The organism is Flavobacterium olei, assembly GCF_039749035.1.
GTDB classification, from domain to species: domain Bacteria; phylum Bacteroidota; class Bacteroidia; order Flavobacteriales; family Flavobacteriaceae; genus Flavobacterium; species Flavobacterium olei.
In genome coordinates, this window is sequence record NZ_JBDKWC010000004.1 from 365,725 (window position 1) to 391,983 (window position 26,259).

Annotated in this window: 26 protein-coding genes; 22 read left to right on the forward strand and 4 right to left on the reverse strand. The window is 34.0% G+C overall.

From position 1 onward, the window contains the following. Positions 1-25 precede the first annotated feature (25 nt). The 4 genes from ABEB31_RS12460 (at position 26) to ABEB31_RS12475 (ending at position 5,836) form a co-directional block, all read left to right on the forward strand. Entirely contained in the window at positions 26-958 is a 933-nt protein-coding gene (locus ABEB31_RS12460) for a PorP/SprF family type IX secretion system membrane protein (RefSeq protein WP_347051949.1), read from the forward strand. Positions 959-969: 11 nt separating this feature from the next. Continuing rightward, positions 970-2,907, forward strand: coding sequence for an OmpA family protein (locus ABEB31_RS12465; protein WP_347051950.1), 1,938 nt, complete (start codon positions 970-972; stop codon positions 2,905-2,907). 243 nt (positions 2,908-3,150) lie between these two features. Beyond that, on the forward strand, positions 3,151-5,157 hold the full coding sequence (gene ligA / locus ABEB31_RS12470) for an NAD-dependent DNA ligase LigA (RefSeq protein WP_347051951.1): 2,007 nt from the start codon (positions 3,151-3,153) through the stop codon (positions 5,155-5,157). Continuing rightward, positions 5,144-5,836 carry a lysoplasmalogenase family protein gene (locus tag ABEB31_RS12475; RefSeq protein ID WP_347051952.1) on the forward strand — a complete coding sequence of 231 codons (693 nt, stop codon included), beginning with the start codon at positions 5,144-5,146 and terminating at the stop codon, positions 5,834-5,836. The genes ligA and ABEB31_RS12475 overlap by 14 nt, the downstream gene beginning before the upstream one ends. On the opposite strand, the gene ABEB31_RS12480 is transcribed toward ABEB31_RS12475, so the two are convergent. Both ABEB31_RS12480 and ABEB31_RS12485 read right to left on the reverse strand, forming a co-directional pair. Beyond that, positions 5,823-6,734, reverse strand: coding sequence for a bifunctional metallophosphatase/5'-nucleotidase (locus tag ABEB31_RS12480; protein ID WP_347051953.1), 912 nt, complete (start codon positions 6,732-6,734; stop codon positions 5,823-5,825). The two genes, ABEB31_RS12475 and ABEB31_RS12480, sit on opposite strands and share 14 nt — an antisense overlap. Positions 6,735-6,776: 42 nt before the next feature. Further along, positions 6,777-7,556, reverse strand: coding sequence for a 5'-nucleotidase C-terminal domain-containing protein (locus ABEB31_RS12485; protein ID WP_347051954.1), 780 nt, complete (start codon positions 7,554-7,556; stop codon positions 6,777-6,779). A 47-nt stretch (positions 7,557-7,603) separates the two neighbouring features. Here ABEB31_RS12485 and ABEB31_RS12490 point away from each other — a divergent pair, with 47 nt between their 5' ends. The 18 genes from ABEB31_RS12490 (at position 7,604) to ABEB31_RS12575 (ending at position 24,458) form a co-directional block, all read left to right on the forward strand. Then, positions 7,604-8,116: a DUF6913 domain-containing protein gene (locus ABEB31_RS12490; protein WP_347051955.1), complete on the forward strand. Its 513-nt coding sequence runs from the start codon at positions 7,604-7,606 to the stop codon at positions 8,114-8,116. 12 nt (positions 8,117-8,128) lie between these two features. Continuing rightward, positions 8,129-9,010, forward strand: a complete 882-nt coding sequence (dapA, locus tag ABEB31_RS12495; protein ID WP_347051956.1) for a 4-hydroxy-tetrahydrodipicolinate synthase — start codon at positions 8,129-8,131, stop codon at positions 9,008-9,010. Positions 9,011-9,147: 137 nt separating this feature from the next. Continuing rightward, positions 9,148-9,942 (forward strand): outer membrane protein assembly factor BamD, encoded by a 795-nt coding sequence (locus ABEB31_RS12500; RefSeq protein WP_347051957.1) that lies wholly within the window; start codon positions 9,148-9,150, stop codon positions 9,940-9,942. Between the two features lie 8 nt (positions 9,943-9,950). Beyond that, the gene (locus tag ABEB31_RS12505) at positions 9,951-10,268 is read left to right on the forward strand and encodes a DNA-directed RNA polymerase subunit omega (protein ID WP_007807938.1); all 318 of its coding nucleotides are present in this window, start codon (positions 9,951-9,953) and stop codon (positions 10,266-10,268) included. A 7-nt stretch (positions 10,269-10,275) separates the two neighbouring features. After that, positions 10,276-11,487, forward strand: coding sequence for a bifunctional phosphopantothenoylcysteine decarboxylase/phosphopantothenate--cysteine ligase CoaBC (coaBC, locus tag ABEB31_RS12510; protein ID WP_347051958.1), 1,212 nt, complete (start codon positions 10,276-10,278; stop codon positions 11,485-11,487). A 71-nt stretch (positions 11,488-11,558) separates the two neighbouring features. Next, complete coding sequence (gene porD / locus ABEB31_RS12515; RefSeq protein WP_347051959.1) at positions 11,559-12,443, forward strand: type IX secretion system protein PorD; 885 nt, start codon at positions 11,559-11,561, stop codon at positions 12,441-12,443. A 60-nt stretch (positions 12,444-12,503) separates the two neighbouring features. Then, a complete protein-coding gene (recN, locus tag ABEB31_RS12520) occupies positions 12,504-14,156 on the forward strand; it encodes a DNA repair protein RecN (protein ID WP_347051960.1) in 1,653 nt (550 codons plus the stop codon). A gap of 9 nt (positions 14,157-14,165) precedes the next feature. Further along, positions 14,166-14,687 carry a tetratricopeptide repeat protein gene (locus ABEB31_RS12525; protein ID WP_347051961.1) on the forward strand — a complete coding sequence of 174 codons (522 nt, stop codon included), beginning with the start codon at positions 14,166-14,168 and terminating at the stop codon, positions 14,685-14,687. A 19-nt stretch (positions 14,688-14,706) separates the two neighbouring features. Beyond that, positions 14,707-15,897: an enoyl-ACP reductase FabV gene (fabV, locus tag ABEB31_RS12530; protein ID WP_347051962.1), complete on the forward strand. Its 1,191-nt coding sequence runs from the start codon at positions 14,707-14,709 to the stop codon at positions 15,895-15,897. A 123-nt stretch (positions 15,898-16,020) separates the two neighbouring features. Continuing rightward, positions 16,021-17,019, forward strand: coding sequence for a glycosyltransferase family 2 protein (locus tag ABEB31_RS12535; protein WP_347051963.1), 999 nt, complete (start codon positions 16,021-16,023; stop codon positions 17,017-17,019). A 2-nt stretch (positions 17,020-17,021) separates the two neighbouring features. After that, positions 17,022-17,618, forward strand: coding sequence for a dephospho-CoA kinase (coaE, locus tag ABEB31_RS12540; protein WP_347051964.1), 597 nt, complete (start codon positions 17,022-17,024; stop codon positions 17,616-17,618). Positions 17,619-17,677: 59 nt separating this feature from the next. Further along, positions 17,678-19,270: a sensor histidine kinase gene (locus tag ABEB31_RS12545; RefSeq protein WP_347051965.1), complete on the forward strand. Its 1,593-nt coding sequence runs from the start codon at positions 17,678-17,680 to the stop codon at positions 19,268-19,270. 3 nt (positions 19,271-19,273) lie between these two features. Further along, complete coding sequence (locus ABEB31_RS12550) at positions 19,274-19,990, forward strand: response regulator transcription factor (protein WP_012025443.1); 717 nt, start codon at positions 19,274-19,276, stop codon at positions 19,988-19,990. 506 nt (positions 19,991-20,496) lie between these two features. Next, entirely contained in the window at positions 20,497-21,258 is a 762-nt protein-coding gene (locus ABEB31_RS12555; RefSeq protein ID WP_347051966.1) for a hypothetical protein, read from the forward strand. Further along, positions 21,248-22,639: an RtcB family protein gene (locus ABEB31_RS12560; protein WP_347051967.1), complete on the forward strand. Its 1,392-nt coding sequence runs from the start codon at positions 21,248-21,250 to the stop codon at positions 22,637-22,639. Before ABEB31_RS12555 ends, ABEB31_RS12560 begins: the two co-directional genes overlap by 11 nt. Before the next feature lie 10 nt (positions 22,640-22,649). Next, the gene (locus ABEB31_RS12565) at positions 22,650-23,261 is read left to right on the forward strand and encodes a hypothetical protein (RefSeq protein WP_347051968.1); all 612 of its coding nucleotides are present in this window, start codon (positions 22,650-22,652) and stop codon (positions 23,259-23,261) included. Next, complete coding sequence (gene prfH, locus ABEB31_RS12570; protein ID WP_347051969.1) at positions 23,249-23,938, forward strand: peptide chain release factor H; 690 nt, start codon at positions 23,249-23,251, stop codon at positions 23,936-23,938. Before ABEB31_RS12565 ends, prfH begins: the two co-directional genes overlap by 13 nt. Then, the gene (locus tag ABEB31_RS12575; protein WP_347051970.1) at positions 23,925-24,458 is read left to right on the forward strand and encodes a hypothetical protein; all 534 of its coding nucleotides are present in this window, start codon (positions 23,925-23,927) and stop codon (positions 24,456-24,458) included. The genes prfH and ABEB31_RS12575 overlap by 14 nt, the downstream gene beginning before the upstream one ends. A 79-nt stretch (positions 24,459-24,537) precedes the next feature. Here the strand turns inward: ABEB31_RS12575 and ABEB31_RS12580 are convergent, their stop codons facing one another. Together ABEB31_RS12580 and miaA are read right to left on the reverse strand one after the other, a co-directional pair. Beyond that, positions 24,538-25,284 carry an acyl-[acyl-carrier-protein] thioesterase gene (locus tag ABEB31_RS12580; protein WP_347051971.1) on the reverse strand — a complete coding sequence of 249 codons (747 nt, stop codon included), beginning with the start codon at positions 25,282-25,284 and terminating at the stop codon, positions 24,538-24,540. Positions 25,285-25,331: 47 nt separating this feature from the next. Continuing rightward, positions 25,332-26,252 carry a tRNA (adenosine(37)-N6)-dimethylallyltransferase MiaA gene (gene miaA / locus ABEB31_RS12585; protein WP_347051972.1) on the reverse strand — a complete coding sequence of 307 codons (921 nt, stop codon included), beginning with the start codon at positions 26,250-26,252 and terminating at the stop codon, positions 25,332-25,334. Positions 26,253-26,259: the final 7 nt, after the last annotated feature.

Sequence of the window (26,259 nt, forward strand, 5' to 3'; positions counted from 1 at the left end):
TTAATTAAACTAAATAAGTATCGTTATGAAACTATATATAAAATCATTAGAAACGTATTTCATTGCAATATGTTCTTTTATCACAGTGTGTGCCACAGCACAACAGGAACCACAATATACCCAGTATATGTACAATACTATGTCGGTAAATCCAGCGTATGCCGGATCTGCCGGTACAGTAGAAGCAGCTCTTTTATACCGTTCTCAATGGATTGGAATAGACGGAGCACCCGAGACACAGTCTTTCTCTCTTCAGTCGCCACTTAGAAATGAAAATTTAGGATTAGGTCTAAGTATTGTAAACGACAAAATTGGCCCTTCAAACGAGCTATATGTTGATGGAAACTTCGCGTATTCGGTGCCGTTGGGGTATGAAAAAAGGCTGGCTTTTGGTTTAAAAGCCGGTATGAGAATGTTAAACGTCGACTGGTCTAAAGGGAGATATTATGATAATGATGATGTTTTGCTGAATCAGAATATCAACAATCAAATGAAATTAGCGGTCGGAGCCGGAATTTACTACTATACTGATAGATGGTATGTAGGACTTTCTGTTCCAAGTTTTATTCAGAATAATTACTATGACGACGTTCAGGAATCTATAGATTACGATCGTATGCATTATTATTTAATGGGAGGTTATGTTTTTGATTTGAATCCAAATTTAAAATTCAAACCTGCATTTTTAGTAAAAGCTGTAAGTGGAGCACCCATTACAGCAGATGTATCTGCGAATTTTATGATTATGGAAAAGTTTGTTATAGGAGGAGCGTATCGTACAGATGATTCTGTTAGTATACTGGCAGGTTTTCAAATCTCACCAAGTTTTTATCTTGGATATGCGTTTGATTACACAGTAAGCGAGTTGAACAAATACAATGATGGATCGCATGAAATTATCCTGCGTTATCAGTTTGTAAAAGGCAAAAGCAAAATTAAATCTCCTCGATTCTTCTAAAAATAAAACTTATGAGAAAGCTATATATCCTATGTTTAATTTTGAGCGTTACGTTTAGTTTCGCTCAAAAAACAAATCTGAAAAAAGCAGATGCTCTGTTTAAAAACTATTCGTATCTCGATGCTTCCAAAGCTTACGAAGAAATTTTGCAAAACATCAAAAATCCTTCAGCACAAACCCTTAAAAATGCTGCAGATTCGTACTATTTTATTTCTGATTCCAGAAATGCGCTTAAATGGTATAAAAAATTGTACCAGGTTCAGGGCAACAATCTGACTGATATTTATTATCTGCGTTATATTCAATCCATGAAAGCAGTCATGGATTACGACGAAGCAGATAAAATCACAAGAGAATATCTGGAGAAAAAAGGAGATAAAAAAGAGGTTAGTCGCTATGTTGCCCAAAAGAAATATATGGACAGCGTTGCAAAAGCAAAACCACTTTATACGATTAAAAATCTGGATATAAATACCAGTAAGTCAGATTTTGGAGCCACATTTTTCAAAGATAATATTGTCTTTACCTCTGCGCGCGATACCACCAGTTTCAGTGATAAATTGTACACCTGGAACAATCAGCCGTTTCTTAACTTGTATTTTGCAGAAAGAAACCCCGCAGACGGAAGTTTATTCAACGAAACGGTGTTTCTTCCAAATGTAATGACAAAATATCACGAAGCAACGGCGAGCTTTGACAGTCAGGGAAAAATCATTTATTATTCAACAAATATTGTCAAGAAAAATAAGTTGGTTGTGGATGAAGCAAAAGTTAATAATTTTCAGATTATCAAGGGATCGATTGTAGATAATAAATTAGAAAATCCGCAGAAGGTATTCTTTGACAGTGATGAATATTCGGTAGGACATCCTGCTTTAAGCGATGACGGACAATGGCTATTCTTTGCATCAGATATGCCTGGTGGATATGGAGAAACAGATTTGTATGTGGTTAAAATTGCCGCTGACGGAACAATGAGTTCTCCAAAGAATTTGGGTCCAAATATTAATACCATAGGCAATGAAGTATTCCCGTTTTTTCAGAATGGCATTTTATACTTTTCTTCTGATGGACATTATGGCTGGGGAGATTTAGACGTTTACGAAAGTAAATTTCTCGCAGATGGAAATTTTTCATCTCCCAAAAATCTCGGAGCTCCGATTAACAGTAATAAAGACGATTTTTCTTTTATTATTGATAAAGCAAATACAAACGGATATTTTTCTTCTAACGGAGCAGGAGGAAAGGGAGACGATGATATTTATTCTTTTGTGAAAGGAAAACCGGTTTGTAACCAAAGTATTTCGGGAATTGCAATTGATCATAAAACTAAAAAACCATTACCAGAGGTAACTATTATGGCGTACAATTCTTTTAGTGAAGTTTTGGGCGAAACCAAAACCAATTTTGAAGGGAAATATGCCATTGAAGTGCCGTGTAATAAAGTAGTAAAAATGATTGCGGCCAAAATCAATTACAGCAGCGACGATAAAACAGTAGAAACTACCAAAGAAAACGGAGGAGAGGTTAGAGATGTCAACTTCGAATTAAGCAATTATGACGATTTGGTTGTGAAGAAAAAAGGCGTGGAAAAAGTGGATGTTAATCCAATTTATTTCGATTACGACAAATACGATATTACGCCAAAAGCAATTGAAGAATTGTCAAAAGTAGTTTTCATTATGCAGAAATTTCCAAACATCAGAATCAAAATCGAAGCTCATACAGATTCGCGCGGAAAAGATGCGTACAACCTGAAACTTTCAGACAATAGGGCCAAATCTACAAGAGATTATGTTCTTTCTCAGGGTATCGACGCTTCACGAATTGAGAGTGCAATTGGTTATGGAGAAACACGACTAATTAACAAATGCAAAAACGGTGTAAAATGTACCGACGAAGAGCATGTACTAAATAGACGTTCAGACTTTATCATTATTCAAAAATAATTTTATATTTGCGCTGTAAATTTTTGATTATCAGTTGAAAATATAAAACGGCGAAACCATTTGGAAGTTGGTTTTATTAATTCTTTTTTTAAGAATAATGGACAAGGAGGAAATCAGACTGCATGAATGTGCAGTCTGATTTTTGATTTTATAAAACTTTCAATTTTGATTCTTTTGAACAAAAAAAATCCTAATTTTGGTATTACGTTATTCACAATTATAATCTGCAATATTTAGAAATTTATGAGCATTCAGGAGACCATTCAAACTTTACGAGATGAACTTAATCAGCACAATTACAATTATTATGTGTTAGACAATGCTACAATTTCAGATTATGATTTTGATATAAAACTAAAAGAACTTCAGGATCTGGAAACGAAACATCCTGAATTCTTCGATGAAAATTCTCCAACACAACGAGTAGGAGGTTCGGTGACCAAAAACTTTAAAACTATTGCGCACCAATACCGAATGTATTCTCTCGACAATTCGTATTCTAAAGAAGATCTTCTGGATTGGGAAAACCGCATCCAGAGAATTCTCGGAAACGTTAATTTGCAATATACCTGCGAACTGAAATACGACGGCGCATCAATTAGTATTACTTACGAAAACGGAAAATTAGTTCAGGCGCTCACACGTGGCGACGGTTTTCAGGGCGATGAGGTTACCAATAATATTAAAACGATAAAATCGATCCCGCTTCATCTCAAAGGAAATTTTCCGGATAAATTTGATATTCGCGGAGAAATAATTCTTCCCTACGCCGGATTCGAAAAAATGAATCAGGAATTAATTGAAATTGGAGAAACTCCTTACTCAAATCCAAGAAATACAGCTTCAGGAAGTTTAAAATTACAGGACAGCGCTTTGGTTGCCAAACGTCCGTTAGAATGTTTATTGTATTTCGTTGCAGGAAATAATTTGCCCTTTAAATCTCAATTTGAAGGTTTAGAGTCAGCAAGAAGCTGGGGTTTTAAAGTGCCAAAAGAAGCGAAGCTGGTAAATAACATGCACGAAGTTTTTGACTTTATAGATTATTGGGATACGCATAGACATAATTTACCTTACGAAACCGATGGTGTTGTTATAAAAGTAAACAGTATTCAACATCAGGAAGAATTAGGTTATACGGCAAAATCTCCACGTTGGGCAATTGCTTATAAATTCAAGTCAGAGCAGGTTTCTACAAAATTAAAATCGATTTCCTATCAGGTCGGCAGAACCGGAGCCATTACGCCAGTTGCTAATCTGGAGCCTGTTCAGCTTGCGGGAACAATTGTAAAAAGAGCTTCGTTACACAATGCAGATCAAATCGAAAAATTAGATATTCGTGTAAATGATACTGTTTTTGTTGAAAAAGGTGGAGAGATTATTCCAAAAATTATTGCTGTAGATCTGGAAAAACGTCCGGAAAACTCAGAAAAGACACATTATATATCTTATTGCCCGGAATGCCATACCGAATTGGTGAGAAATGTGGGAGAAGCCAATCATTATTGTCCTAATTTTTACGGATGTCCACCTCAAATTATAGGACGAGTGCAGCATTATATTTCCAGAAAGGCAATGGATATTGAAGGTCTTGGCGGAGAAACGGTTGCATTACTTTTCAAAAACGGATTAGTTCATAATTACGCAGACTTATATGAACTTAAAGTAGAAGATATTCTGCATTTGGAAAGAATGGCGAAAAAATCTGCTGAAAATCTGGTAAACGGCGTAGAGAAATCAAAAGAAATTCCATTTGAAAGTGTCCTATTCGCGCTCGGGATTCGTTTTGTCGGAGAAACTGTAGCCAAAAAATTAGCGAAGCATTATAAGAATATCGATGCTTTGAGCCAGGCTTCTTTAATGGATTTGATTTTAGTGGATGAAATCGGAGAAAGAATAGCAAAAAGCGTTATTGAATTTTTTGAAAACGAAGAAAACAGAAGAATTATCGAACGTTTAAAAAGCTACGGAATTAAGTTTGAAATTGAAGAAAAGATTAATCCGGATGCAACAGATAAATTTGCCGGAAAAACATTTGTCGTTTCCGGGGTTTTCAGTCAGTTTTCAAGAGACGAATTAAAGAAAGTCATTGAAGATAACGGAGGAAAGAATGGAAGTTCGATCTCTGCAAAAACCGATTTTGTAGTTGCCGGCGACAATATGGGACCAGCAAAATTAGAAAAAGCCACCAAATTAAATATACCTATATTATCGGAAGAAGATTTTATAAAAAAATTGAATGAAACTGAATAAGCCGTCATTAATTTTATTCTTTATGGCATTGTTGTGCACTATTATTTTAGATTGGGCACAACAGGATTTGCTTGCAACTTATTCAAAGTCAGTAGTTCTGCCTGCTATTTTTATTTATTTTCTGATAAGCTCTGAATTCAGAATTAGTATAACAGAAGGTTTGATCTTTCTCTTTTGTTTCATTGGTCAGGTTTATATTTTGATGGATATAGAAAGCTCTGAAATTGCCGGAGTTGTTTGTTTCTTAATAGTTTACAGTTTATTGATCGCCATATTTCTAAAAGAGCATGATGGAATAAAACTGAAAAGACGAGATGTTCTGCCAGTCTCTATAGTAATCATTTCTCTGGCATATCTATTGATTTCTGTATTAAGCCTCGAATTGGAAAACATGAAGAAATTCAATTTTCTGTTCACTTTTTACGGAATTGTTTTGAGCGTGTTAAGCTATTTTGCGTTTGTAAGTTATATTACAAAAGGAACATACGTAAGTTTATTAATGTCGCTGATGACCATTAGCTACATTTTCTCTGATATTTTCTATATTTTTAATCAATACTTTTCGTATCCGGTTGTGCTGGTTTTGATACGGGATACAACTCAAATTCTGGCTTATTTCTTTATGGTACAATACTTCTTAGAAAAAGCCAGAATTCAAAAAAGGGCTACACAACAATAGTTCTTCCCAGATTGGTATGCGCTTTGTCTTTATCAAAGTAAAAATCAATTCGGCCCAGGTTAATTCCATAACAGCCCACCTGATTAACCAAAACATCTATTCCGGCCTTATTTTTTACAACTGTTGGTTTGTCTAAAAAAGTATGAGTATGACCGCCAATAATCAAATCGATATCCTGAGTTTGTTCTGCAAATTTCAGATCACTGATTTTTGTTTCGTCATCCTTGTATTTATACCCTAAATGCGAAAGACAAATTACCAGATCACATTTTTGTTCTTTTTTCAAAAGCTGTGTCATATCCTGTGCGACTTCAACGGGATTATTATAGACAGTTTCCTTATATAATTGTTTGTCTACTAAACCCTGCAATTCAATTCCAACACCAAAGACGCCTACTTTAATTCCGTTTTTATTAAAAATCTTGTACGGTTTAACGTGCCCGTCCATGATGGTATTTTTAAAATCGTAGTTGGAGTTGATAAAATCGAAAGTTGCGTGAGGAAGTTGTGCATATAATCCGTCAAGACCGTTGTCAAAATCGTGATTTCCAATTGTTGAGGCATCGTATTTCATCATGCTCATCAATTTAAATTCCAATTCGCCACCATAATAATTAAAGTACGGAGTTCCCTGAAAGATATCTCCGGCATCTAATAACAGCACATTGGGATTTTCTCTGCGGATAGTTTCTATAAGTGCAGCACGACGCGAAACTCCTCCTTTATTAGGATTACGGGGATCATCAGCAGGAAAAGGATCGATATGACTGTGCACATCGTTAGTATGTAGAATTGTTAAATGTTTATTATCGTTTGTTTCAAAACTGCTCAAAGACAATCCTAAACTTAATAGGGCAGTACTTGCTGCTGTTTTTTCGATAAACTCTCTTCTTTTCATTTTATATTTTTTTTGCAGTAATGCTAGTATACTTTGTAAATTTTATTCTTCTGTAATTCTGGTATTTTTCGGAGCAGCAACGGTGTCTACTTCCTTAAAATAATCAATCAGAACATTTCTCAGCTTATAATTAAGATCAAATTTCTGAGTGCTTTTTGCAAAGAAACTGATGCTGTCACCGCCGTTTGCCAGATAATCATTTGTAGCAACATAATAGGTTTTGTTTAAATCAAGAGGTTTTCCCTGGATCATGATATTTTTTGCAGTATTGTCTTTTACAATTGTAAAAGTCATTCCCGACAAAGGCTGAGGTTTTTTCTCCTTTATAATATAAGCAGCAATTTCTAAGATCTGATTTCCTTTTAGAGCCAGGACAACCAGATTATTTTCAAAAGGCATAATTTCAAAAGCCGTTCTCGTAGTTACATTTCCTTTGGGAAGTATCGCACGAATACCACCATGATTTAAAAGACACATATCAATATCTTTTTTTTCTCTCGCATTAAAAACAAGGTTTCCTCTCTGCAAACAAACATCCGCTAATAAACTTCCAATACTGGTTTGCCATTTTCCAGTACTCTTATCTAAAGTTTCAGGAGCATATGCCAGAATATTGTCCAGATCTGCATTAATGTGATCGCGATAAGGCTTAATAAATTTTTCAATTTCAGGAGTTTCAGCAGACTTTTCGGTGACCGGAAGCTGTTTCCCCTCAATTTTGGTTAAATTATAGTTTTTTTGACTGCAAGAAACTATAAAAAAAAGTGTTAAGAATATAACAAAAAGTTTTAAAAATCCGTTATACTTTTTTAGTTTTACCATTTTAAATGCAACTTAAATAATTAATTTTGTAATCTGGTAAAAGTACTATGTTTTTAAATTACATAAAGGAATTTTTTGTAAAAAAATCATTAAAAAATAACTTGCAGCAGGACAAAAGCAAAGTGTTTTCCAGAGACGTTCAAACAATTGGTTTATTGATAGATGAAAGTAATTTTGGGCATTCTGAAGCTCTGATTAATGAATTAACACTTCACAAAATTGCTCCGGAAAACATAAAAGTCATTGCTTACACCGGAAAATTCAAAGAAAAAGAAACGTATTTAAGGCCTTCTTTTGGTAAAAAACACATCAATTGGAAAGGTGAAATTACCGAGGATTTTATAAATGAATTTTTGAATAAAGAATTTGATATTCTACTGAGTTATTATGACGTTGAAAATATCTTTTTAATGCTTGTAACAAGTAAATCAAAAGCTAAATTTAAAGTGGGATTTTCTGCAGCGGGTCAAAATTTAAACCGTTTGATGATACATACAGAATTAGCAAACTATAAACTATTCGTTTCGGAACTGTTTAGGTATTTAAAAAATATAAAATAATTTAATTAAAATATGCAATCATTGATAGGAACTGGTGTTGCACTTGTAACACCATTTAAAAAAGATTTTTCAGTTGACATTGAAGCTTTACAACGAATTGTAAACTTTTCTATAGATGGAGGAGTAGAGTATCTTGTTGTGATGGGTACAACTGCAGAAAATGCAACACTTACAACAGAAGAGAAAGAATTGGTTATAAAGACTGTAGTCGATGTAAACAAAGGAAGATTGCCTCTGGTTTTAGGAGTTGGAGGAAATAATACTATGCAGATTGTAGAAGAACTAAAGACAAGGGATTTTTCTGCTTTTGAAGCCATTTTGTCTGTTTCTCCCTATTATAATAAACCGACTCAGGAAGGAATTTACCAGCACTTTAAAGCAATTGCAGAAGCTTCTCCAATACCGGTAATTTTATACAACGTACCGGGTAGGACTGCAAGCAATATGCTTCCTTCAACTGTGGTGCGTCTGGCAAATGATTTTGAAAATGTTGTCGCAATTAAAGAAGCAGCCGGCGATATGGCCCAGGCGATGCAGATTATTAAAAATGCTCCAAAAGATTTTCTGGTAATTTCCGGAGACGATATGTTGGCACTGCCAATAGTTTTAGCGGGCGGAGCAGGAGTAATTTCTGTGATTGGACAAGGTTTTCCTAAAGAATTTTCAGAAATGATACGTTTAGGACTCAATAAAAAAGCAGCTGATGCGTTTAAAACACATTATTTCCTGTCAGACAGTATAGACATGATTTTTGAGCAGGGAAATCCAGCCGGAATCAAACAAGTCTTTCAGGCGCTTGGAATTGCTGACAATACCGTGCGTTTACCGTTGGTAACTGTGGACGAATCTTTGGCTTCGAGACTGAATGAATTTGTAAAAAATAGTATTAAATAATCTCAAATTTCACTGAAATTTATCGATACTAAAAAATATTTTGTAGTAGCTAAATTAATAACTAAATTTGCCACCGAAACTTCGGTGTGATTTTGCTTTGGCATAATTGTCTGAGCGATCATAATAAAAGTAAGAAAATGAAAAAAATAGTATCGCTATTAATTGTTGTTGTCCTTTTTTGTTCTTGTAGTGAGTATCAAAAAGCTTTAAAAAATGAAGATGTTGCAGCAAAGTTTGACATGGCAACAAAAATGTATGATGCTGGTAAATACAATAAGGCAATTCGTCTTTTTGAACAGTTATCTGCTTCTTACCGTGGAAAACCTCAGGCAGAAAAGCTATTTTATATGTTTTCGCAATCGTACTATAAAACGAAACAATATTATCTGGCAGGATATCAGTTTGAATCATTTGTTTCTGGATATCCAAGAAGTGAAAAAGTTCAGGAAGCCGCTTTTTTAGGCGCTTACAGTTATTCAAAATTATCTCCTTCTTACAGCTTAGATCAGGCGGATACTATAAAAGCGTTAGAAAAATTACAGGCTTTTATTGATAATTATCCAAATTCAGAATATGTTGCGCAGGCAAACGAAGCGGTGCAGGTTCTTAATGGTAAATTGGAGAAGAAAGCATTTGAAAATGCGAAACAATACAATACAATTTCAGAATACAAACCGGCTTTAATAGCTTTTGATAATTTTATTGCTGATTATCCCGGAACTCCATTTAAGGAAGATGCGTTGTTTTATAAATACGATTCAGCGTATAAACTTGCGATCAATAGTGTTCCTTCTAAGATGGAAGAACGTCTTAATATAGCAAAAGTTGCTTATAACAATCTGATGAAGTTTAAAAGCGACACAAAATATAAGAAACAGGCAGACGAAATGTATGCCAGAGTTGAAACAGATTTACAAAAATTTACTAAATAAATAAAGTCATGGATTTAAAAAAGACGAATGCTCCTGTTAACACAATAACTTACAATAAAACAGTTATTGAAGAGCCAACAGGAAATGTGTATGAAGCAATTACCATTATGGCTAAAAGAGCAAATCAAATTAATTCTGAAATTAAAAAAGAATTAACTGAGAAATTAGAAGAGTTTGCTACTTACAATGATAGTCTTGAAGAAGTTTTTGAAAATAAAGAACAAATTGAAGTTTCTAAATTTTACGAAAAATTACCAAAACCACATGCTTTAGCAGTTCAGGAATGGTTAGATGGTAAAACTTACCACAGAGGTTCAAACAAATAATAGTACAATGTCAGTTTTAAACGGGAAAAAGATTTTACTGGGTGTTTCCGGTGGGATCGCAGCGTATAAAACAGCCAATTTAGTACGACTTTTTATAAAAGCAGGTGCACATGTCCAAGTGATAATGACACCTGCTTCTAAGGATTTTGTAACCCCGCTTACATTATCGACGTTATCAAAAAATCCCGTACATTCCAGTTTTTTTAATCAGGATGATGAAGATGAAGTATGGAACAATCACGTAGAATTGGCACTTTGGGCCGATTTAATGCTGGTTGCGCCTGCAACTGCCAATACATTATCTAAAATGGCTACGGGCAATTGTGACAATCTTTTAATTGCCACTTATTTATCTGCCAAATGTCCGGTGTATTTTGCACCTGCAATGGATCTGGATATGTATAAGCATCCTTCTACACTGTCAAGTTTTTCAGCATTAAAGCAATACGGAAATACAATGATTCCTGCTGAAAGCGGAGAATTGGCAAGTGGCTTATCTGGCGAAGGCAGAATGGCTGAACCTGAGAATATTATTGCTTTTTTAGAGGCGGATCTCGAAAGTAAATTACCTTTAAAAGGAAAAAAAATACTGGTTACTGCCGGACCAACATACGAAGCGATAGATCCTGTGCGTTTTATAGGAAATCATTCTTCGGGCAAAATGGGGTTCGATATTGCCAACGAGGCGGCAAATTTGGGCGCCGAAGTTTTTCTCATTGCGGGACCAACACATTTTAAATCTAAAAATAATTTAGTAAAAGTGGTAGATGTTGTATCGGCCCAGGAAATGTATGATGCCTGTCATTTGTATTTTGATGAAGTAGATGCAGCTATCGCGGCCGCTGCTGTTGCAGATTACAGACCAAAAGTTGTTGCAGAACAGAAAATTAAAAAAACAACAGACGAATTTTCGATAGAACTTGAAAAGACAAAAGATATTTTGTCTTCTTTGGGTGCTGTCAAAAAAAATCAGTTTTTAATTGGCTTTGCTTTAGAAACTGAAAATGAAATTGAAAATGCTAAGTTGAAAATTCAGAAAAAAAACTTAGATTTGATTGTTTTAAATTCCTTACAGGATAAAGGTGCAGGTTTTAAAAAAGAAACCAATAAAGTAACATTTATTGATAAAAATTTTGAAATAGAACCTATGGAATTAAAGTCAAAAGAATCTGTAGCGGCTGATATTTTGAATAAAGTTATTATTCATTTTTCGAAATAATATATTACACTATAAGCCGGAAAACATAAGTCTGAAATGACGTGTGTTATAAAATTAAATGTTAGATGATTATGAATAAGATAGTTACACTGTTAATATTTTTAAGCTTTGGTTTTGTACATGCTCAACAGCTAAATTGTACAGTAACTATTAACACCGATCGTCTTACAAATCCAAATAATCAGGTTTTTAAAACGCTTCAGACTTCCTTATCGGAGTTTGTCAATAAAACAGACTGGACTGGTTCAGCTTTAAAGCAAAACGAAAGAATCAACTGTTCGATGTATATTACTTTGTCGTCAAACAGTTCAGATCAATTTACCGGAACCATTCAGGTGCAGTCTTCGAGATTGATTTTTAATTCTACTTATTCTTCTCCGATTTTAAATTACAACGATAAGGATTTTAATTTTAGATATACGGAGTACGAGCCTTTGTTGTTTAATCCAAGTGTCTACGAGTCGAATCTGGTTTCGGTAGTATCTTTCTATGCTTATGTAATATTAGGTATGGATGCTGATACTTTTCAAATGGGAGCGGGAAATCAATATCTTCAAACCGCGCAAAATATTGCCAATGTTGCACAGCAAGGCGGATTTAAAGGCTGGAACCAATCGGACGGACTTCAGAATCGGTATTATTTAATTAATGATATGATTGCTCCTACATACAGTGATTTACGTCAGACCAGTTATTTGTACCACAATGGTTTAGACGGAATGACTGTGGATTTAAAGGCATCCAAAGAAAAAATAAAAACGGCGTTGATGCTTATTGGAAAGCTGAATTCGGTTAAACCAAATGCTTTTATTACCCGAGTCTTTTTTGATGCAAAATCTGATGAAATTGTTTCTGTTTTTTCAGGTGGACCCAGCATCACTATTACTGATTTAACAGACGTACTGAATAAAGTATCGCCGTTAAATTCTACTAAATGGTCGCAAATCAAATATTGATTTGTTACTTTTAAATATCTAAACTATCTTCTTTAACTCTTATTTTTATAAAATTGCCCTATGATTACGTCACTGTCAATTAAAAATTATGCTCTTATTGAAAAGCTTGCAATAGATTTTTCTAAAGGTTTTTCTATAATTACAGGTGAGACAGGTGCTGGAAAATCTATTATTTTAGGAGCTATTGGTCTTGTTTTAGGAAAAAGAGCCGATCTTTCTTCTTTAAAAAATAAAGAAGAAAAATGTATCATTGAAGCGCAGTTCGAAATTGGAAAATACAATTTGAAAGAATTTTTTGAAGCCAATGATCTGGATTATGAGGATGAGACAATTATCAGAAGAGAAATTCTTCCTTCGGGGAAATCGCGCGCCTTTATAAATGACAGTCCTGTTAACCTTCAGGAATTGCAGGATTTGAGCCTTTATTTAATTGATATTCATTCCCAACAGCAAACTCAGGAATTATCAGATGAAAATGTTCAGTTTAAGATCATTGATGCCATTGCTGACAATTCAGATGTAATTTCAGCGTATCAAAAACGGCTTAAAGCTTATAAAGCTGAGAAATCCAAATTGAATGCTTTACTGAAAAGGCAGAGTGATTCCGGAAAAGAACAGGAATATAATACTTTTTTGCTAAACGAATTAGTGGCTGCTCAATTGAAATCAGGAGAACAGCAGGAATTAGAAGAAGATTATGAAAAGCTGAACAACGTTGAAATCATTAAAGAAGCTTTAGATAAATCGTTGGCACTCGCTAACGAAGAGCAATTTGGTGTTTTTCACACCCTGAATGAAATTAAGGCATCCATACAAAAAGTCGCACCGTTTTCTGTTGAATATCAAAATTTATTTGAAAGAATTACAAGTCTCGCAATCGAGTTTGATGATGTTTCAAAAGAACTTGAAAATGCTACAGAGAAGCTGCTAAACGATCCGACGCAATTAGAGTTTGTGAGTCAAAAATTGCAGGTAATTTATAACTTACAGAAGAAACATCAGGTTGATTCTGTTGATGACTTGCTGCAAATTCAGGCAGATTTAGGAAATACGCTTCTTGATCTGGAAAATATCGAAGAAGAAATAACAGCTTTAACCAAAATAATTGAACAAAAAACAATTGAACTGGATGATTTTGCAGCAAAAATTCACGAGAACAGAATCAATGCTATTCCAAAATTATCAGAACAGTTAATTTCAATTTTAGAAACATTAGGGATGCCTAATGTCCGATTTAAAATGGAATTACAGCCATCAGAAACGTATTTTCAAAATGGTAAAGATGAATTGCAATTTTTATTCTCTGCTAATAAAGGAACCGATTTTGGTTTATTAAAAAAAGTAGCTTCAGGAGGAGAAATGTCTCGTATTATGTTGGCGGTAAAAGCCATTTTAGCAAGATATTCTAAACTCCCAACATTGATTTTTGACGAAATTGATACGGGTGTTTCAGGAGAAATTGCCATAAGAATGGGAGAAATTATGAAGGAAATGAGTAATACGATGCAGATCTTTGCAATTACGCATTTACCGCAGATTGCCGCAAAAGGAGATTCGCACTTTAAGGTTTCTAAATCGACTGTTGGAGATCATACGCAATCTGAATTGAAACTTTTATCACAGGAAAATAGAATTTTAGAAATTGCCCAGATGTTATCGGGAGCAAATATTACAGATTCGGCTTTAAATCACGCAAAAGAATTATTGAATTAAAATATGGAAATGGAAAATTTGAGTTTTTACGAAAATCAATTTATAAAAGCAGATTCATTAATCTCCGAAGGAAATTCTGCCGATGCAAAAGAATTGCTGGAAGAATTATTGTCCCAGTATCCTGACTTTGGTAAAGCCCACAATCATTTGGGGTGGATTTATTATAATAAGTTAAGTGATTACGAGAAAGGCGTTTACCACTACAAATTAGCCATGAAATTTGATCCTAAATATCCTGCGCCTTATCTGAATTATACTTATTTACTAATTGATCTTGGCCGCTATGCCGAAGCAAAAGAACATATTAGGGCTACAATGGCAAATTTAGAAAATGCTGATAATTCTTCTTATAATAGTGAATTAGGCAGAATGGCCGAATATGAAGGACAATATGCTGCCGCTTTTACTTATTATAAAGAGGCCCGAAAAAATGCATTAAACCCAAATTTTATCGACAATATGAATGCTAATATGAAAAGGGTTAAAGATAAAATGTCTATTTTTGAAAAATTAAAACTAAAACTGAAATAATACAAAAAAATATACACAAATGATTATAGAGCCTAGAATGAGAGGATTTATTTGTTTGACTGCCCACCCTGAGGGAGCCGGACAAAATGTAAAAAATCAAATCGAATATGTAAAATCAAAAGGAGAAATCGCAGGTCCTAAAAAAGTTTTAGTGATTGGTGCTTCTACTGGTTTTGGATTAGCTTCAAGAATTACTAGTGCTTTTGGTTCTGATGCAGCAACAATTGGAGTGTTTTTTGAAAAACCGCCTGTTGAAGGAAAAACGGCATCTCCTGGATGGTATAACTCTGCTGCATTTGAGAAAGAAGCTCATAAAGCAGGATTATATGCAAAAAGCATCAACGGTGATGCATTTTCAAACGAAATAAAAAGAGAAACTCTTGATTTAATCAAAGCAGATTTAGGACAGATTGATCTTGTAATCTATAGTTTAGCTTCTCCTGTACGTACAAATCCAAATACAGGTGTTACGCATCGTTCAGTTTTAAAACCAATCGGACAAACGTTTACAAATAAAACAGTTGATTTTCATACAGGAAAAGTTTCTGAAGTTTCTATCGCTCCTGCTAATGAAGAAGATATTGAAAATACAGTTGCTGTAATGGGAGGTGAAGACTGGGCAATGTGGATTGATGCTTTGAAAAACGAAAATTTACTGGCTGAGGGCTTTACAACAGTGGCGTATTCCTATATCGGACCATCTTTGACAGAGGCAGTTTACCGTAAAGGGACAATCGGCCGTGCAAAAGATCATTTAGAAGCTACTGCATTTACGATTGAGGATTCTTTAAAATCAATTGGAGGAAAAGCCTATGTTTCTGTAAATAAAGCTTTGGTTACTCAGGCAAGTTCTGCAATTCCTGTAATTCCGTTATACATCTCTCTTTTGTACAAAATTATGAAAGAAGAAGGTATTCATGAAGGATGTATCGAGCAGATTCAGCGTTTGTTCCAGGACAGATTGTATAATGGTTCTGAAGTTCCTGTTGACGAAAAAGGAAGAATTAGAATTGATGACTGGGAAATGCGTGAAGACGTTCAGGCAAAAGTGGCGAAATTATGGCTGGAAGCTACGACAGAAACTTTACCTGAAATTGGTGACTTAGCAGGTTATAAAAATGATTTTTTAAATTTATTCGGTTTTGAAGTTCCTGCTGTTGACTACAATGCAGATACAAATGAAGTCGTTGAAATTGAGAGTATAAAATAATACTACTTTACTTATTATAAAACAAAAACCATCAATCGAAAGTTGATGGTTTTTTGTTAATATACGCTATCTTTGCTGAAATTTTAAAACTAAAAATACACCTTTAATAACGCGCATTCTGCTATGATTTTCTCTTTAATTATACCCGTGTATAATCGTCCGGACGAAGTAGATGAACTTTTGGAAAGTCTCTCTAAATCTGATTATAATGAAGCTTTTGAAATTGTTCTTGTTGAAGATGGATCTTCAATACCTTGTCGTGATGTGGTGCTGAATTATCAGGGTAAATTAAATATATCCTATTATTTTAAGGACAATTCAGGTCCCGGGGATTCAAGAAATTTCGGGATGCAGCGGGCCAGAGGTGACTATTTTATCATTTTTGATTCCGATTGTATTATTCCGTCACAATATTTAGACGAAGTCCGAAAAGAATTAGAGATAAATTATGTAGACTGCTTCGGAGGACCAGATAAGGCATTAGACAGCTTTTCTGATATTCAGAAAGCAATCAATTTTGCCATGACATCTTTTTTAACAACAGGAGGAATTCGTGGCGGTTCTGAAAAGATTAACAAATTTCAGCCGCGTAGTTTTAATATGGGGATTTCTAAGAAAGCTTTTGAAGCTTCAAAAGGATTTGGAAACATACATCCGGGAGAAGATCCTGATTTATCCATACGTTTATGGAACCTGGGCTTTGAAACAAGACTGTTTAAAGAGGCTTACGTTTATCATAAACGAAGAATTGACTGGGAAAAATTCTCTGTTCAGGTAAATAAATTTGGCATTGCCAGACCTATTTTAAATAGTTGGTATCCAGAACATAATAAGCTTACTTTTTTCTTCCCGAGCTTATTTATACTAGGGTTATTATTAGCTTTTTTATTGTTAATTTTCAATTTTGATATTTTATTACAATTATATTTCGTATATTTCGTTATAATTTTTCTTACAGCAAGTATTCAAAATAAAAGTATCAAAATTGGATACTTATCTGTAATAGCAGTTTGGAAACAGTTTTATGGTTACGGTACGGGATTTTTAAAATCGTACGTAAAAGTGATTTTATTAAAGAAAAAACCACAAGAAGCTTTTCCTCGTATGTTTTTTAAATTGTAAGAATGACAAAAGTAATTGGCCTTACAGGAGGAATTGGCAGTGGCAAAACAACAGTCGCAGCGTACTTTGAAAAAATGGGAGTTCCTGTTTACATTGCAGACGATGGTGCAAAAAGAGTGATGCAGTCACCCATTATCGTGGAGCAGGTAAAATCTGTTTTTGGTTCTGATATTTTTGAAAATGAAATTTTAAATCGTACAAAACTGGCACAGATTGTGTTTGGTAATAAAGAACGTTTAGAACAATTAAATGGAATAGTGCATCCGGCTGTAAAACAGGATTTTGAATCCTGGAAAGAAAATCATAGGGATTATGATTTTGTGATTTACGAAGCGGCAATTCTATTTGAGAGCGGAAGCTACAAAAACTGTGATGTGATCATAACAATTACGGCGCCGGAAGAACTAAGAATTGAAAGGGTTATAAAGAGAGATAAAACAACAAGAGAGCAAGTTTTAAGCCGGATGAAAATGCAGTGGAATGACGAAAAACGAATTTCTATGAGTAATTTCGTGATTAATAACGTTAATCTTAAAATTGCTCAAGAAGAAGTTGTTAAAATTCTTAAAATTTTGAAGATAAAACAAAATCAGTCTTAAATGTTAATATTTGGTTAATGTATTATTTAGTATATTGTTAAAATATTAATTTTGTTTCGATGAATAAATTATTTTTTAGAATACTTGTTTTATTAATGAGTTTGTCCTTAATCGGGATAATTCTGGTTCAAGTATTTTGGTTCAATTCTTCGTTCAAAAATAATGAAGAGCAGTTTAAATACCACGTTACTCAAGTAATTGGAAATGTTGCAGATAAACTGGAACAACAAGAAGAGTACAGTTTCTACGACAAATACAACCGTATAAAGGACAGTACCGGAAAAATTCCCAAAAAAGAAGATTTACTCGAAGTACTTTATGTACAAAGAAATCCAAAAACAAACAAAACAATTGTTTACTCGAGTACATTGACTTCGGAAGATTACGATATCAGCGGCTCTCTTTTTAATAAAAAGTTCAGTAACGAACGTTTTAAGAATTTTAGCGCCAAAAGAACCACTGAAGTTTACAATGGTAATACGGGTATTGACAATAACAGCGTCAATTTAGGGGGAAATATAATTCCTGATCTTAAAATTGAAAAATCGGGAAGTCTTGATGTTTTAAATAAGGTTCAACAGCAAATTCAATATAAAGATATAGCTTCGTTAACTCCAATTGAAGGCAGAATAACTAAAGACAAGCTTTATAAGTTGTTAAAAAAAGAGTTGGAAGAATATCAGGTTAAAACAAAATTTGAATTCGGTATATATAGTAATGGCGTTCCAACAAAAATAAAATCAGATGGATTTCATTACAACAAAGAGGCAACTTATGATATTCCGATTTATACCGACAATGAAGGAAATAGTAAATATCAGTTATCTGTTACATTTCCGCACAAAAAAAAGTTCTTATTATCTGAATTACTGAGTATTACTATTTTATCAATAGTTTTTACATTGATTATAATTGTTGCCTACACAAGTGCATTAAATCAGTTATTGCGTCAAAAACATATTTCTGAAATCAAGACCGATTTTATTAATAATATGACGCATGAGTTTAAAACGCCAATTGCAACTATAAATTTAGCACTGGATGCTATTAGAAATCCCAGAATTATTGAAGATAAAGAAAAAGTTTTTCGCTATCTTCAGATGATTCGAGATGAAAACAAAAGAATGCATGCACAGGTTGAGAATGTTCTTCGTATTTCTAAATTAGAAAAAAGAGAACTCGATATAACCAAAGAGCCAACAGTCGTTCATGATATTATCGAAGATGCTATAGAGCATGTAAATCTTATCTTAGAAGACAGAAAAGGTACAGTTGTAAAGCATTTTAATGCCGCGAGAACAACTTGTCTTATTAACGAAGTTCACTTTACAAATGTATTGGTCAATATTTTAGAAAATGCTATTAAATATTCGCCTGATATACCAGAAATCGAAATCTTTACAGAAAACATTAAAGATATGATTTTGATAAAAGTGAGAGATCATGGCTTAGGAATGAGTAAGATAGCTCAGAAACGAGTATTTGAGAAGTTCTATAGGGAACACACAGGTGATCTTCATAATGTTAAAGGACATGGGTTAGGACTTGCTTACGTAAAGAGAATTGTTGAGGACCATAATGGTCAAGTATATGTAGAAAGTGAAAAGGGAAAGGGTAGCACCTTTATAATAAAAATACCATTAATAAATTAAAATATGGAAAATACTAACAAAAGAATACTTTTAGTAGAAGATGACCTAAATTTTGGGGCAGTTCTTAAAGATTATCTAATGTTAAATGACTTTGAAGTTACTTTAGCTAAAAACGGTATGGAAGGTTTCGAAAAATTCAAGAAAGATGTATATGATTTATGTATACTTGACGTAATGATGCCTTATAAAGATGGATATACTTTGGCAAAAGAAATTAGAGAGAAAAATAGTGAAGTGCCAATTATATTTTTGACAGCAAAATCTATGAAAGAGGATGTGTTGAAAGGGTATAAAGCTGGTGCAGATGATTATCTAAATAAACCTTTTGATTCTGAGGTACTTTTAATGAAAATTAAAGCTATCATTCAAAGAAAATCTGCTGATACGAAAGCAGAACAAGTACAATTTGAATTTAATATTGGTAAGTTCCACCTAAATTCAAAATTAAGATTTTTGACTTTCCAGGATGAAGAGCCAATTAAATTATCTCCAAAAGAGAATGAATTGCTTAAAATGCTTATTCTTCATGAAAACGACTTAATGCCAAGAGAACTAGCATTGACAAAAATCTGGAGAGATGATAACTACTTTACTTCAAGAAGTATGGACGTTTACATCGCGAAGCTTAGAAAATATCTAAAATCTGATGAGGATGTGGAAATCTTAAACATTCACGGAGAAGGATTCAGATTGGTTGTAAAAAGCAAAGTTTCTGAATAAAAAATCACCTTTACAATATAAGCCCTGAGAAATCAGGGCTTTTTTTTATGTCATTTTTTTAAATATTTTATTTCCTTTTATTTTGAAATATTTTTATGTAATCGCTTGTTTTCGATGTGTTTAAATTAGTTGTAGAGGTTTTGATTTTGGAATGTGCATTTAATTTTGATGAATTTTCTTTAAAATTATTTGGAAAATCAAAAAACAATTTACAATATTTGCAGACGAAAAAAAATAATAACCTTTTAAAACGAAGAAAAAATGTTTGTACTTACATTGACATCTCAGAGCTTTACATCAAATGTATTTGGTGAAGCAATTCTTCGTGGCTTATTTCAATCTTAGAAATACATTTCAGATATAAAAAAAAGCCCGAAGACATTTAGTTTCGGGCTTTTTTTTATTCTAGACACTTCAAAATTTTCCCGAAAATCGATTTTTAGTTTTTATCCACAGGGATAAATTAGTTAGCCTAATGGCTTTAATTTAATGCACGATAATTTTTTATGGAAAATTATACGTTAGACGAGTATGCATTATGCACTCGTTTTAAAAGTAAAAAAAGAAAGAAACGACTAGTAAAAGAAGATTTTGAGAAACAATTAATTCAGTTAAGAAAGCTTGAGGTTTCCCTTTGGAAGAAACGCAGAGATTTACCTTTAGTCCCTTTAGAAAATCCTTATCAAAAAGGCTGGCAGCGTAATTTTAAATTAAGGGATGATATTGCAAAATCAAGTGAAGCTCCATTTTACATAGAATTATTGGAAAAAATTAATACATGGCAGTTTTCTCCGGAAAAATATTTTAAGGAAAAAAAGAAACGAAAGAGAAGGCGTGTTTATATTGAAAAAATCCAGACTGTAAAAGAATTTTCAGAATGGGAATGGAGAAGTCCCAAACTAGAATTGACTGAAAAAGAAAAAACACATTTTTATAAAAGGGAACGCTGGTGCAGCAATTTTAAACGCTACAAAATTCATTATGTGTTTGATGAACCCTGGAGATATGTGTTGCGTGTGAGTCCGTATATGATCACACATACAAAAATGGTAGATTCTGATTTAGAAAGTCAAATTAAGCTTATTGACAATTATATTGTTAATCATAATTTAAGAAATAAAATAAACAGATTAGTAGATGGTTTTTCTCGTAGTTGGAATTATTATGAAAAAGAAAATCCAAAAGAGATCAACCCGATTAAAAATAAAAGTCTGCACCTGTTGTATCAGGAATATGCAGACGAAATGATAGAAAATCATGGGAAATAAATTATCCGGAAAAGACCTGATTAAGTTAGGATTTCCAAAAAATAATTCAATAAACATTGCCTTGGGGCAGATAAACCGATATAGAAAGAGAGAAAAAAAGGAGTCCATTTTAACAGAAGCTAAAGACGTTTTGCTGCATCCTGAAAAATACGAAGGAAACGGAACCTGGGGAAAATTGGCAGAAGGTTTAATTAAACCTGTACAGGTGAGAATGCATCAGCTTAAAACGACAAGAGTGCCTTTTAGTATTTTTGGTGAAAATGAAATTGATGATCAGGCGAAGTTTCAATTGTACGATTCATTAAAACTTCCAATTTCGGTTGCAGGGGCTTTAATGCCAGACGCACATTCAGGATATGGCTTGCCAATTGGCGGGGTTTTAGCGACGGATAATGCAGTGATTCCGTATGGTGTCGGAGTGGATATTGGCTGCAGAATGAGTTTGTCGATTTTCGATATTCCAGCGTCCTATTTTAAAGGAAAAGAGCATCAGCTGCAAGCTATATTGAAAGACAATACCAAATTCGGGATGAATGAAACGCATGCTAACAGAGCAGATCATGATGTTTTTTATAAAAGCGAGTTTCAGGATATACCATTGTTAAAGAACCTTTTGCCAAAAGCGTACAAACAGTTGGGAAGTTCAGGTGGAGGAAATCATTTTGTAGAATTTGGAATCGCTACAATTGACAATCCGGAAAACGATTGGAAATTAGGGGCAGGTGAATATTTTGCGGTACTTTCTCACAGTGGTTCACGCGGATTAGGTGCCAACATTGCAAAACATTATACGTATCTGGCAACAAAACAATGTCCGTTACCAAAAAACGCACAGCATTTGGCCTGGCTCGATTTGAATACTCACGACGGTCAGGAATATTGGCTGGCTATGAATTTAGCAGGAGAGTATGCCAAAGCCTGTCATGATGATATTCACAGGCGAATTGCAAAAGCGATTGGAAAAAGAGTAGTGGTAACTATAGAAAATCATCACAATTTTGCATGGAAAGAACTGGTAAACGGAGAGGAATGTATTGTGCACAGAAAAGGTGCGACGCCTGCCGCAGAAGGTCAGTTAGGAATTATTCCGGGATCTATGACGGCGCCGGGTTACATTGTAAAAGGAAAAGGCAATGCCGAAAGCTTAAACTCGGCTTCGCATGGTGCCGGCCGTTTGTTTTCGAGAGCGAAATGCAAAAGTACTTTTACGCAAAGTGAAATCAAAAGGGTTTTGAAAGCTAACGATGTAAGCCTGATTGGCGGTAATATCGACGAAGCACCAATGGCGTACAAAGACATTAAGAAAGTAATGGCCAACCAAACAGATTTAGTAGAAGTTTTAGGAACATTTACGCCTAAGATTGTTAGAATGGATCGCTAAATTGAAGATTATGAAAAGATTTCAAGATGAAAATAAATGGCTGGGAAGCTTTTATAATGAGATTTGGGTAAGATGCCCAAAATGTGACTCTAAAGCAGCCATTAAAGAAGAGTTAAAAGAAGACTGTAAGTGTGGGAGATGTCACAATATGGTTTTTGAATGCAAGAATTGTTTTTATAAAATAACAGAACCCGTCTATCTATATATAGCTTACGGAAAAGAGTATTGTAATAATTGCTTTGAAAAATTTGAATATCAGTCTCAACCACTAAAAGAAAAGCCGTTAACGTATAAGACTAAATGTCCTCATTGTGATTTTCAGGAAGAATGGAAAACAAAGAGTTACAGGCTTAAAGAAGAATCAAAATTAGATAACGGATTAGTAAAGGAAATGTGGTACGACTTACCATTATGGTTTCAAAAAGAAGTCAGCGGAGATATCTTCTGGGCTTACAATCAGGATCATATTAATTATCTGGAAAGATATATCGCTGCAGATTTGAGAGAACGAAATGCGAAAGGAAGTTACAGTTCGACATTAGTTGCAAGACTTCCGCAATTTGTAAAAGCAGCAAAAAACAGGGAGAAACTCCTCAAAATTTTAAAGAAATGGAAAGAATAATTCAGATAACAGCGGGTCGCGGACCTGCAGAATGTACCTGGGTGGTTGCCCAGGTGCTAAAAAAAGTTTTGGATGAAGCGCGGGAACAGCAGCTCGAAACCGTTTTACTTCAGAGAGAAGCTGGTGAAGAAAACGGAACTGTAGCCACAGCTTCTATTTCCATAAAGGGAAAGAACGCCAATCAGTTTGCGAATTCCTGGATTGGAACAATTCAATGGATTGGTCAGAGTCAGTTTAGGAAAATGCACAAACGTAAAAACTGGTTTATTGGTATTTTTGAAATTGAAGCACAGAAAAATATGTCAGTATCAGAAAATGATATTCAGTATCAGGCTATGCGGAGTTCGGGTGCGGGCGGACAGCACGTCAACAAAGTAAGTTCTGCTATTCGGGCAACTCATATGCCAACTGGAATTGCGGTAGTTTCTATGGATAGCCGTTCGCAGCATCAAAACAAAAAACTGGCAACAGAACGATTAATTAAAAAATTAGAAGACGAGAAACTCAGTCAGCTTAAAGATCATGTTGGAAAACAATGGGAAAATCAGCTTAATATTGAGCGCGGAAACCCAATACGTGTTTTTACAGGAAGTGATTTCAAGAAAGATAAAACGGAGAAAAGTTACAAAGGGACTCGTCAGAAATTAAAAAACGATTTACGAAATGAAAACAATTGATAAATACCTTTTTCAGGCTTTGGATAATTATCCGTATTCGCTTGAAGAAACTATAGAATCTTTGGATTATGCTTTTTCTTATGATTCTAAAAACACAATGGTTTTATGTTTGTACGGAAGAATTCAGGCGGAGCAGCTGATGAATTACGAAGAAGCTAAAACTTATTTTCAGGAAGCTTTGGCAATCAATATTTATGCTTTGGAAGTATATCCGTACTATCTACAGACTTTGATTTTGAACGAAGATTATGAGGAAGCTCACAAATTAATTGAATTTGCCCTGACCATAAAGGGAATTAATAAATCTGAAATTTATGTAAAGAAAGCATTCTTGTTTGAAACTCAGCAAAAATTTCAAGATGCTTTAAAAGAAATTAAATATGCTAAACTTTATTCTGTTCAGCATGATTATGACTCTGGAATTTCTGATTTAGAGAAAAGAATAAAAGGTAAAATGGATGTCCTAAAAGACAAAAAGAAACCACAAAAAGCAAAGAAAACTCCTAAAAAAATCAAGTAAAAAATAAATAATTAAATTGCAAGTTTCAGGTTTAAAGTTTCAGCTTTTGCGAACTGAAATTTAAGACCTGAAACTTTTTTTATTTCCAGTGCAGTTCCAGAGCGAAACAGGTTTTGTCACCTTTTGCAATGCTGAATGTCGTTTCAGTAAGAGATTCATTATCACTTTCGTGAATGATAACCTGATCGTTTAAAGAAAGCTCTTTTAGGAAATTCATTTCAAAACTTTTTATTTCCTGGTTTAAAATTCTTTTCGGATTTACATGATCCAGACACCATTCCAGATATTTTACATTATTGGCGTGATTAACAATGTCCAAATCAGATAAATATACTGTTTTTTCGAAAACGGATTCTTTTTCAGAATTGATATTAATTTTAGAAAAGCCTTCTGTTGTTGCTCTCTTTTCGGGAAAAAGTTCAAAGTGTTCGTAAGGTAATGCAAGAGCTTCGGGGCGACGTGCTTTTGTATTAAAAACAGCCCAAAAAGTTTCACTTCCTACTATTTTTTCTCCGTTTACATACATCTCGAGAGCACGGACAGAACGGGAGTTTTCAAGACTATTTATCCATGTTTTTACTGTGACAACATCCTGCCATTTTGGTAAAGCGGTTATCTCTACACGCATGCGGCTCAAAACCCAAGCCTGATTAAATTCCTGCATGTCTGTAAAACTGATTCCTCCAACTTCAGAATGTGCTGCTGCCGTTAATTGCAGTAAGTTACACAAATCGGTATATTTTAAATATCCCGTTGGTGTGCATTGGGTGAAATTGATTTCCCAGTCTTTGCTTAATACTGATGTGAAATTGGGTGCTATTGGCATTTTGGGATTTTATTTTTAAATAAACGAATAAAGAAGATGGAAAAAGATTATTTTATTTGTTCTTCGATATAATTAATGATTTCTTTTTTGTCTTTTGCATAATCAAACCATTTGGTATTTTGGTTTCGTCTGAACCACGTTAATTGTCTTTTTGAAAATCTTCTTGTATTTTTTTTGATTTCTTCTATGGCAAATGGTAAAGAAAAATCTCCATCAAAATAACTAAATAATTCTCTATACCCCACGGTTTGCAGCGCATTTAACGCTTTGTTAGGATACAATGCTTCTGCTTCCTCCAATAGTCCTTCGCTCATCATAATATCAACACGCTGATTTATCCGCTTGTAAATGATTTCGCGATCGGCTTCTAAACCAATTAACACAGGAGTGAAGTTTCTGTTGTTTTTCTTTTGATTTAAAAAGGAGGAATACGGTTTTTGAGTTCCAACACAAACTTCTACAAAACGCATCATTCGCTGTGGATTTTGTAAGGTCTGCGGATTTTCGGCTGTTATTTTTTGATAATATTCAGGATCCATATGTTTCAATTGTTCCTGAAGATATTCAAGTCCGAGTTTTTCATAGTTTGAATTTACTTCGGAGCGAACTTGTGAATCGATTTCCGGAAATTCGTCAAACCCTTTTAAAACGGCATCAACATATAAGCCTGAACCACCAATAAGAATGGCAAAATCATTGTTTTTATAAAGTTCTTCTAATTTTAAAAGTGCTTCTTTTTCGTAATCACCAACAGTATAATTTTCAAAAATGGATTTATTCTGAATGAAATGATGTTTTGCTGCATTCAGTTCTTCCTGATTTGGAACTGCTGTTCCGATGGTCATTTCTTTAAAAAACTGACGGCTGTCGCAGGAGATAATCTCGCATTTAAAATGTTGTGCTAAAGCAATACTAAGGGCTGTTTTGCCTATTGCTGTTGGTCCGACGATGGTTATTAGATATTTCATGTTTTTA

Excerpts from the sequence above, each read along its gene's own strand:
- recN (WP_347051960.1), top strand. The coding sequence starts at position 12,504 with ATGATTACGTCACTGTCAATTAAAAATTATGCTCTTATTGAAAAGCTT.
- ABEB31_RS12475 (WP_347051952.1), top strand. The coding sequence starts at position 5,144 with ATGAAACTGAATAAGCCGTCATTAATTTTATTCTTTATGGCATTGTTG.
- ABEB31_RS12545 (WP_347051965.1), top strand. The coding sequence starts at position 17,678 with ATGAATAAATTATTTTTTAGAATACTTGTTTTATTAATGAGTTTGTCC.
- miaA (WP_347051972.1), bottom strand. The coding sequence starts at position 26,252 with ATGAAATATCTAATAACCATCGTCGGACCAACAGCAATAGGCAAAACA.
- ABEB31_RS12555 (WP_347051966.1), top strand. The coding sequence starts at position 20,497 with ATGGAAAATTATACGTTAGACGAGTATGCATTATGCACTCGTTTTAAA.
- ABEB31_RS12460 (WP_347051949.1), top strand. The coding sequence starts at position 26 with ATGAAACTATATATAAAATCATTAGAAACGTATTTCATTGCAATATGT.
- ABEB31_RS12500 (WP_347051957.1), top strand. The coding sequence starts at position 9,148 with ATGAAAAAAATAGTATCGCTATTAATTGTTGTTGTCCTTTTTTGTTCT.
- ABEB31_RS12550 (WP_012025443.1), top strand. The coding sequence starts at position 19,274 with ATGGAAAATACTAACAAAAGAATACTTTTAGTAGAAGATGACCTAAAT.
- dapA (WP_347051956.1), top strand. The coding sequence starts at position 8,129 with ATGCAATCATTGATAGGAACTGGTGTTGCACTTGTAACACCATTTAAA.
- fabV (WP_347051962.1), top strand. The coding sequence starts at position 14,707 with ATGATTATAGAGCCTAGAATGAGAGGATTTATTTGTTTGACTGCCCAC.
- porD (WP_347051959.1), top strand. The coding sequence starts at position 11,559 with ATGAATAAGATAGTTACACTGTTAATATTTTTAAGCTTTGGTTTTGTA.
- ABEB31_RS12505 (WP_007807938.1), top strand. The coding sequence starts at position 9,951 with ATGGATTTAAAAAAGACGAATGCTCCTGTTAACACAATAACTTACAAT.
- ABEB31_RS12480 (WP_347051953.1), bottom strand. The coding sequence starts at position 6,734 with ATGAAAAGAAGAGAGTTTATCGAAAAAACAGCAGCAAGTACTGCCCTA.
- ABEB31_RS12525 (WP_347051961.1), top strand. The coding sequence starts at position 14,166 with ATGGAAAATTTGAGTTTTTACGAAAATCAATTTATAAAAGCAGATTCA.
- prfH (WP_347051969.1), top strand. The coding sequence starts at position 23,249 with ATGGAAAGAATAATTCAGATAACAGCGGGTCGCGGACCTGCAGAATGT.
- ABEB31_RS12565 (WP_347051968.1), top strand. The coding sequence starts at position 22,650 with ATGAAAAGATTTCAAGATGAAAATAAATGGCTGGGAAGCTTTTATAAT.
- coaBC (WP_347051958.1), top strand. The coding sequence starts at position 10,276 with ATGTCAGTTTTAAACGGGAAAAAGATTTTACTGGGTGTTTCCGGTGGG.
- ABEB31_RS12560 (WP_347051967.1), top strand. The coding sequence starts at position 21,248 with ATGGGAAATAAATTATCCGGAAAAGACCTGATTAAGTTAGGATTTCCA.
- ABEB31_RS12465 (WP_347051950.1), top strand. The coding sequence starts at position 970 with ATGAGAAAGCTATATATCCTATGTTTAATTTTGAGCGTTACGTTTAGT.
- ABEB31_RS12535 (WP_347051963.1), top strand. The coding sequence starts at position 16,021 with ATGATTTTCTCTTTAATTATACCCGTGTATAATCGTCCGGACGAAGTA.
- ABEB31_RS12575 (WP_347051970.1), top strand. The coding sequence starts at position 23,925 with ATGAAAACAATTGATAAATACCTTTTTCAGGCTTTGGATAATTATCCG.
- ABEB31_RS12580 (WP_347051971.1), bottom strand. The coding sequence starts at position 25,284 with ATGCCAATAGCACCCAATTTCACATCAGTATTAAGCAAAGACTGGGAA.
- coaE (WP_347051964.1), top strand. The coding sequence starts at position 17,022 with ATGACAAAAGTAATTGGCCTTACAGGAGGAATTGGCAGTGGCAAAACA.
- ABEB31_RS12490 (WP_347051955.1), top strand. The coding sequence starts at position 7,604 with ATGTTTTTAAATTACATAAAGGAATTTTTTGTAAAAAAATCATTAAAA.
- ABEB31_RS12485 (WP_347051954.1), bottom strand. The coding sequence starts at position 7,556 with ATGGTAAAACTAAAAAAGTATAACGGATTTTTAAAACTTTTTGTTATA.
- ligA (WP_347051951.1), top strand. The coding sequence starts at position 3,151 with ATGAGCATTCAGGAGACCATTCAAACTTTACGAGATGAACTTAATCAG.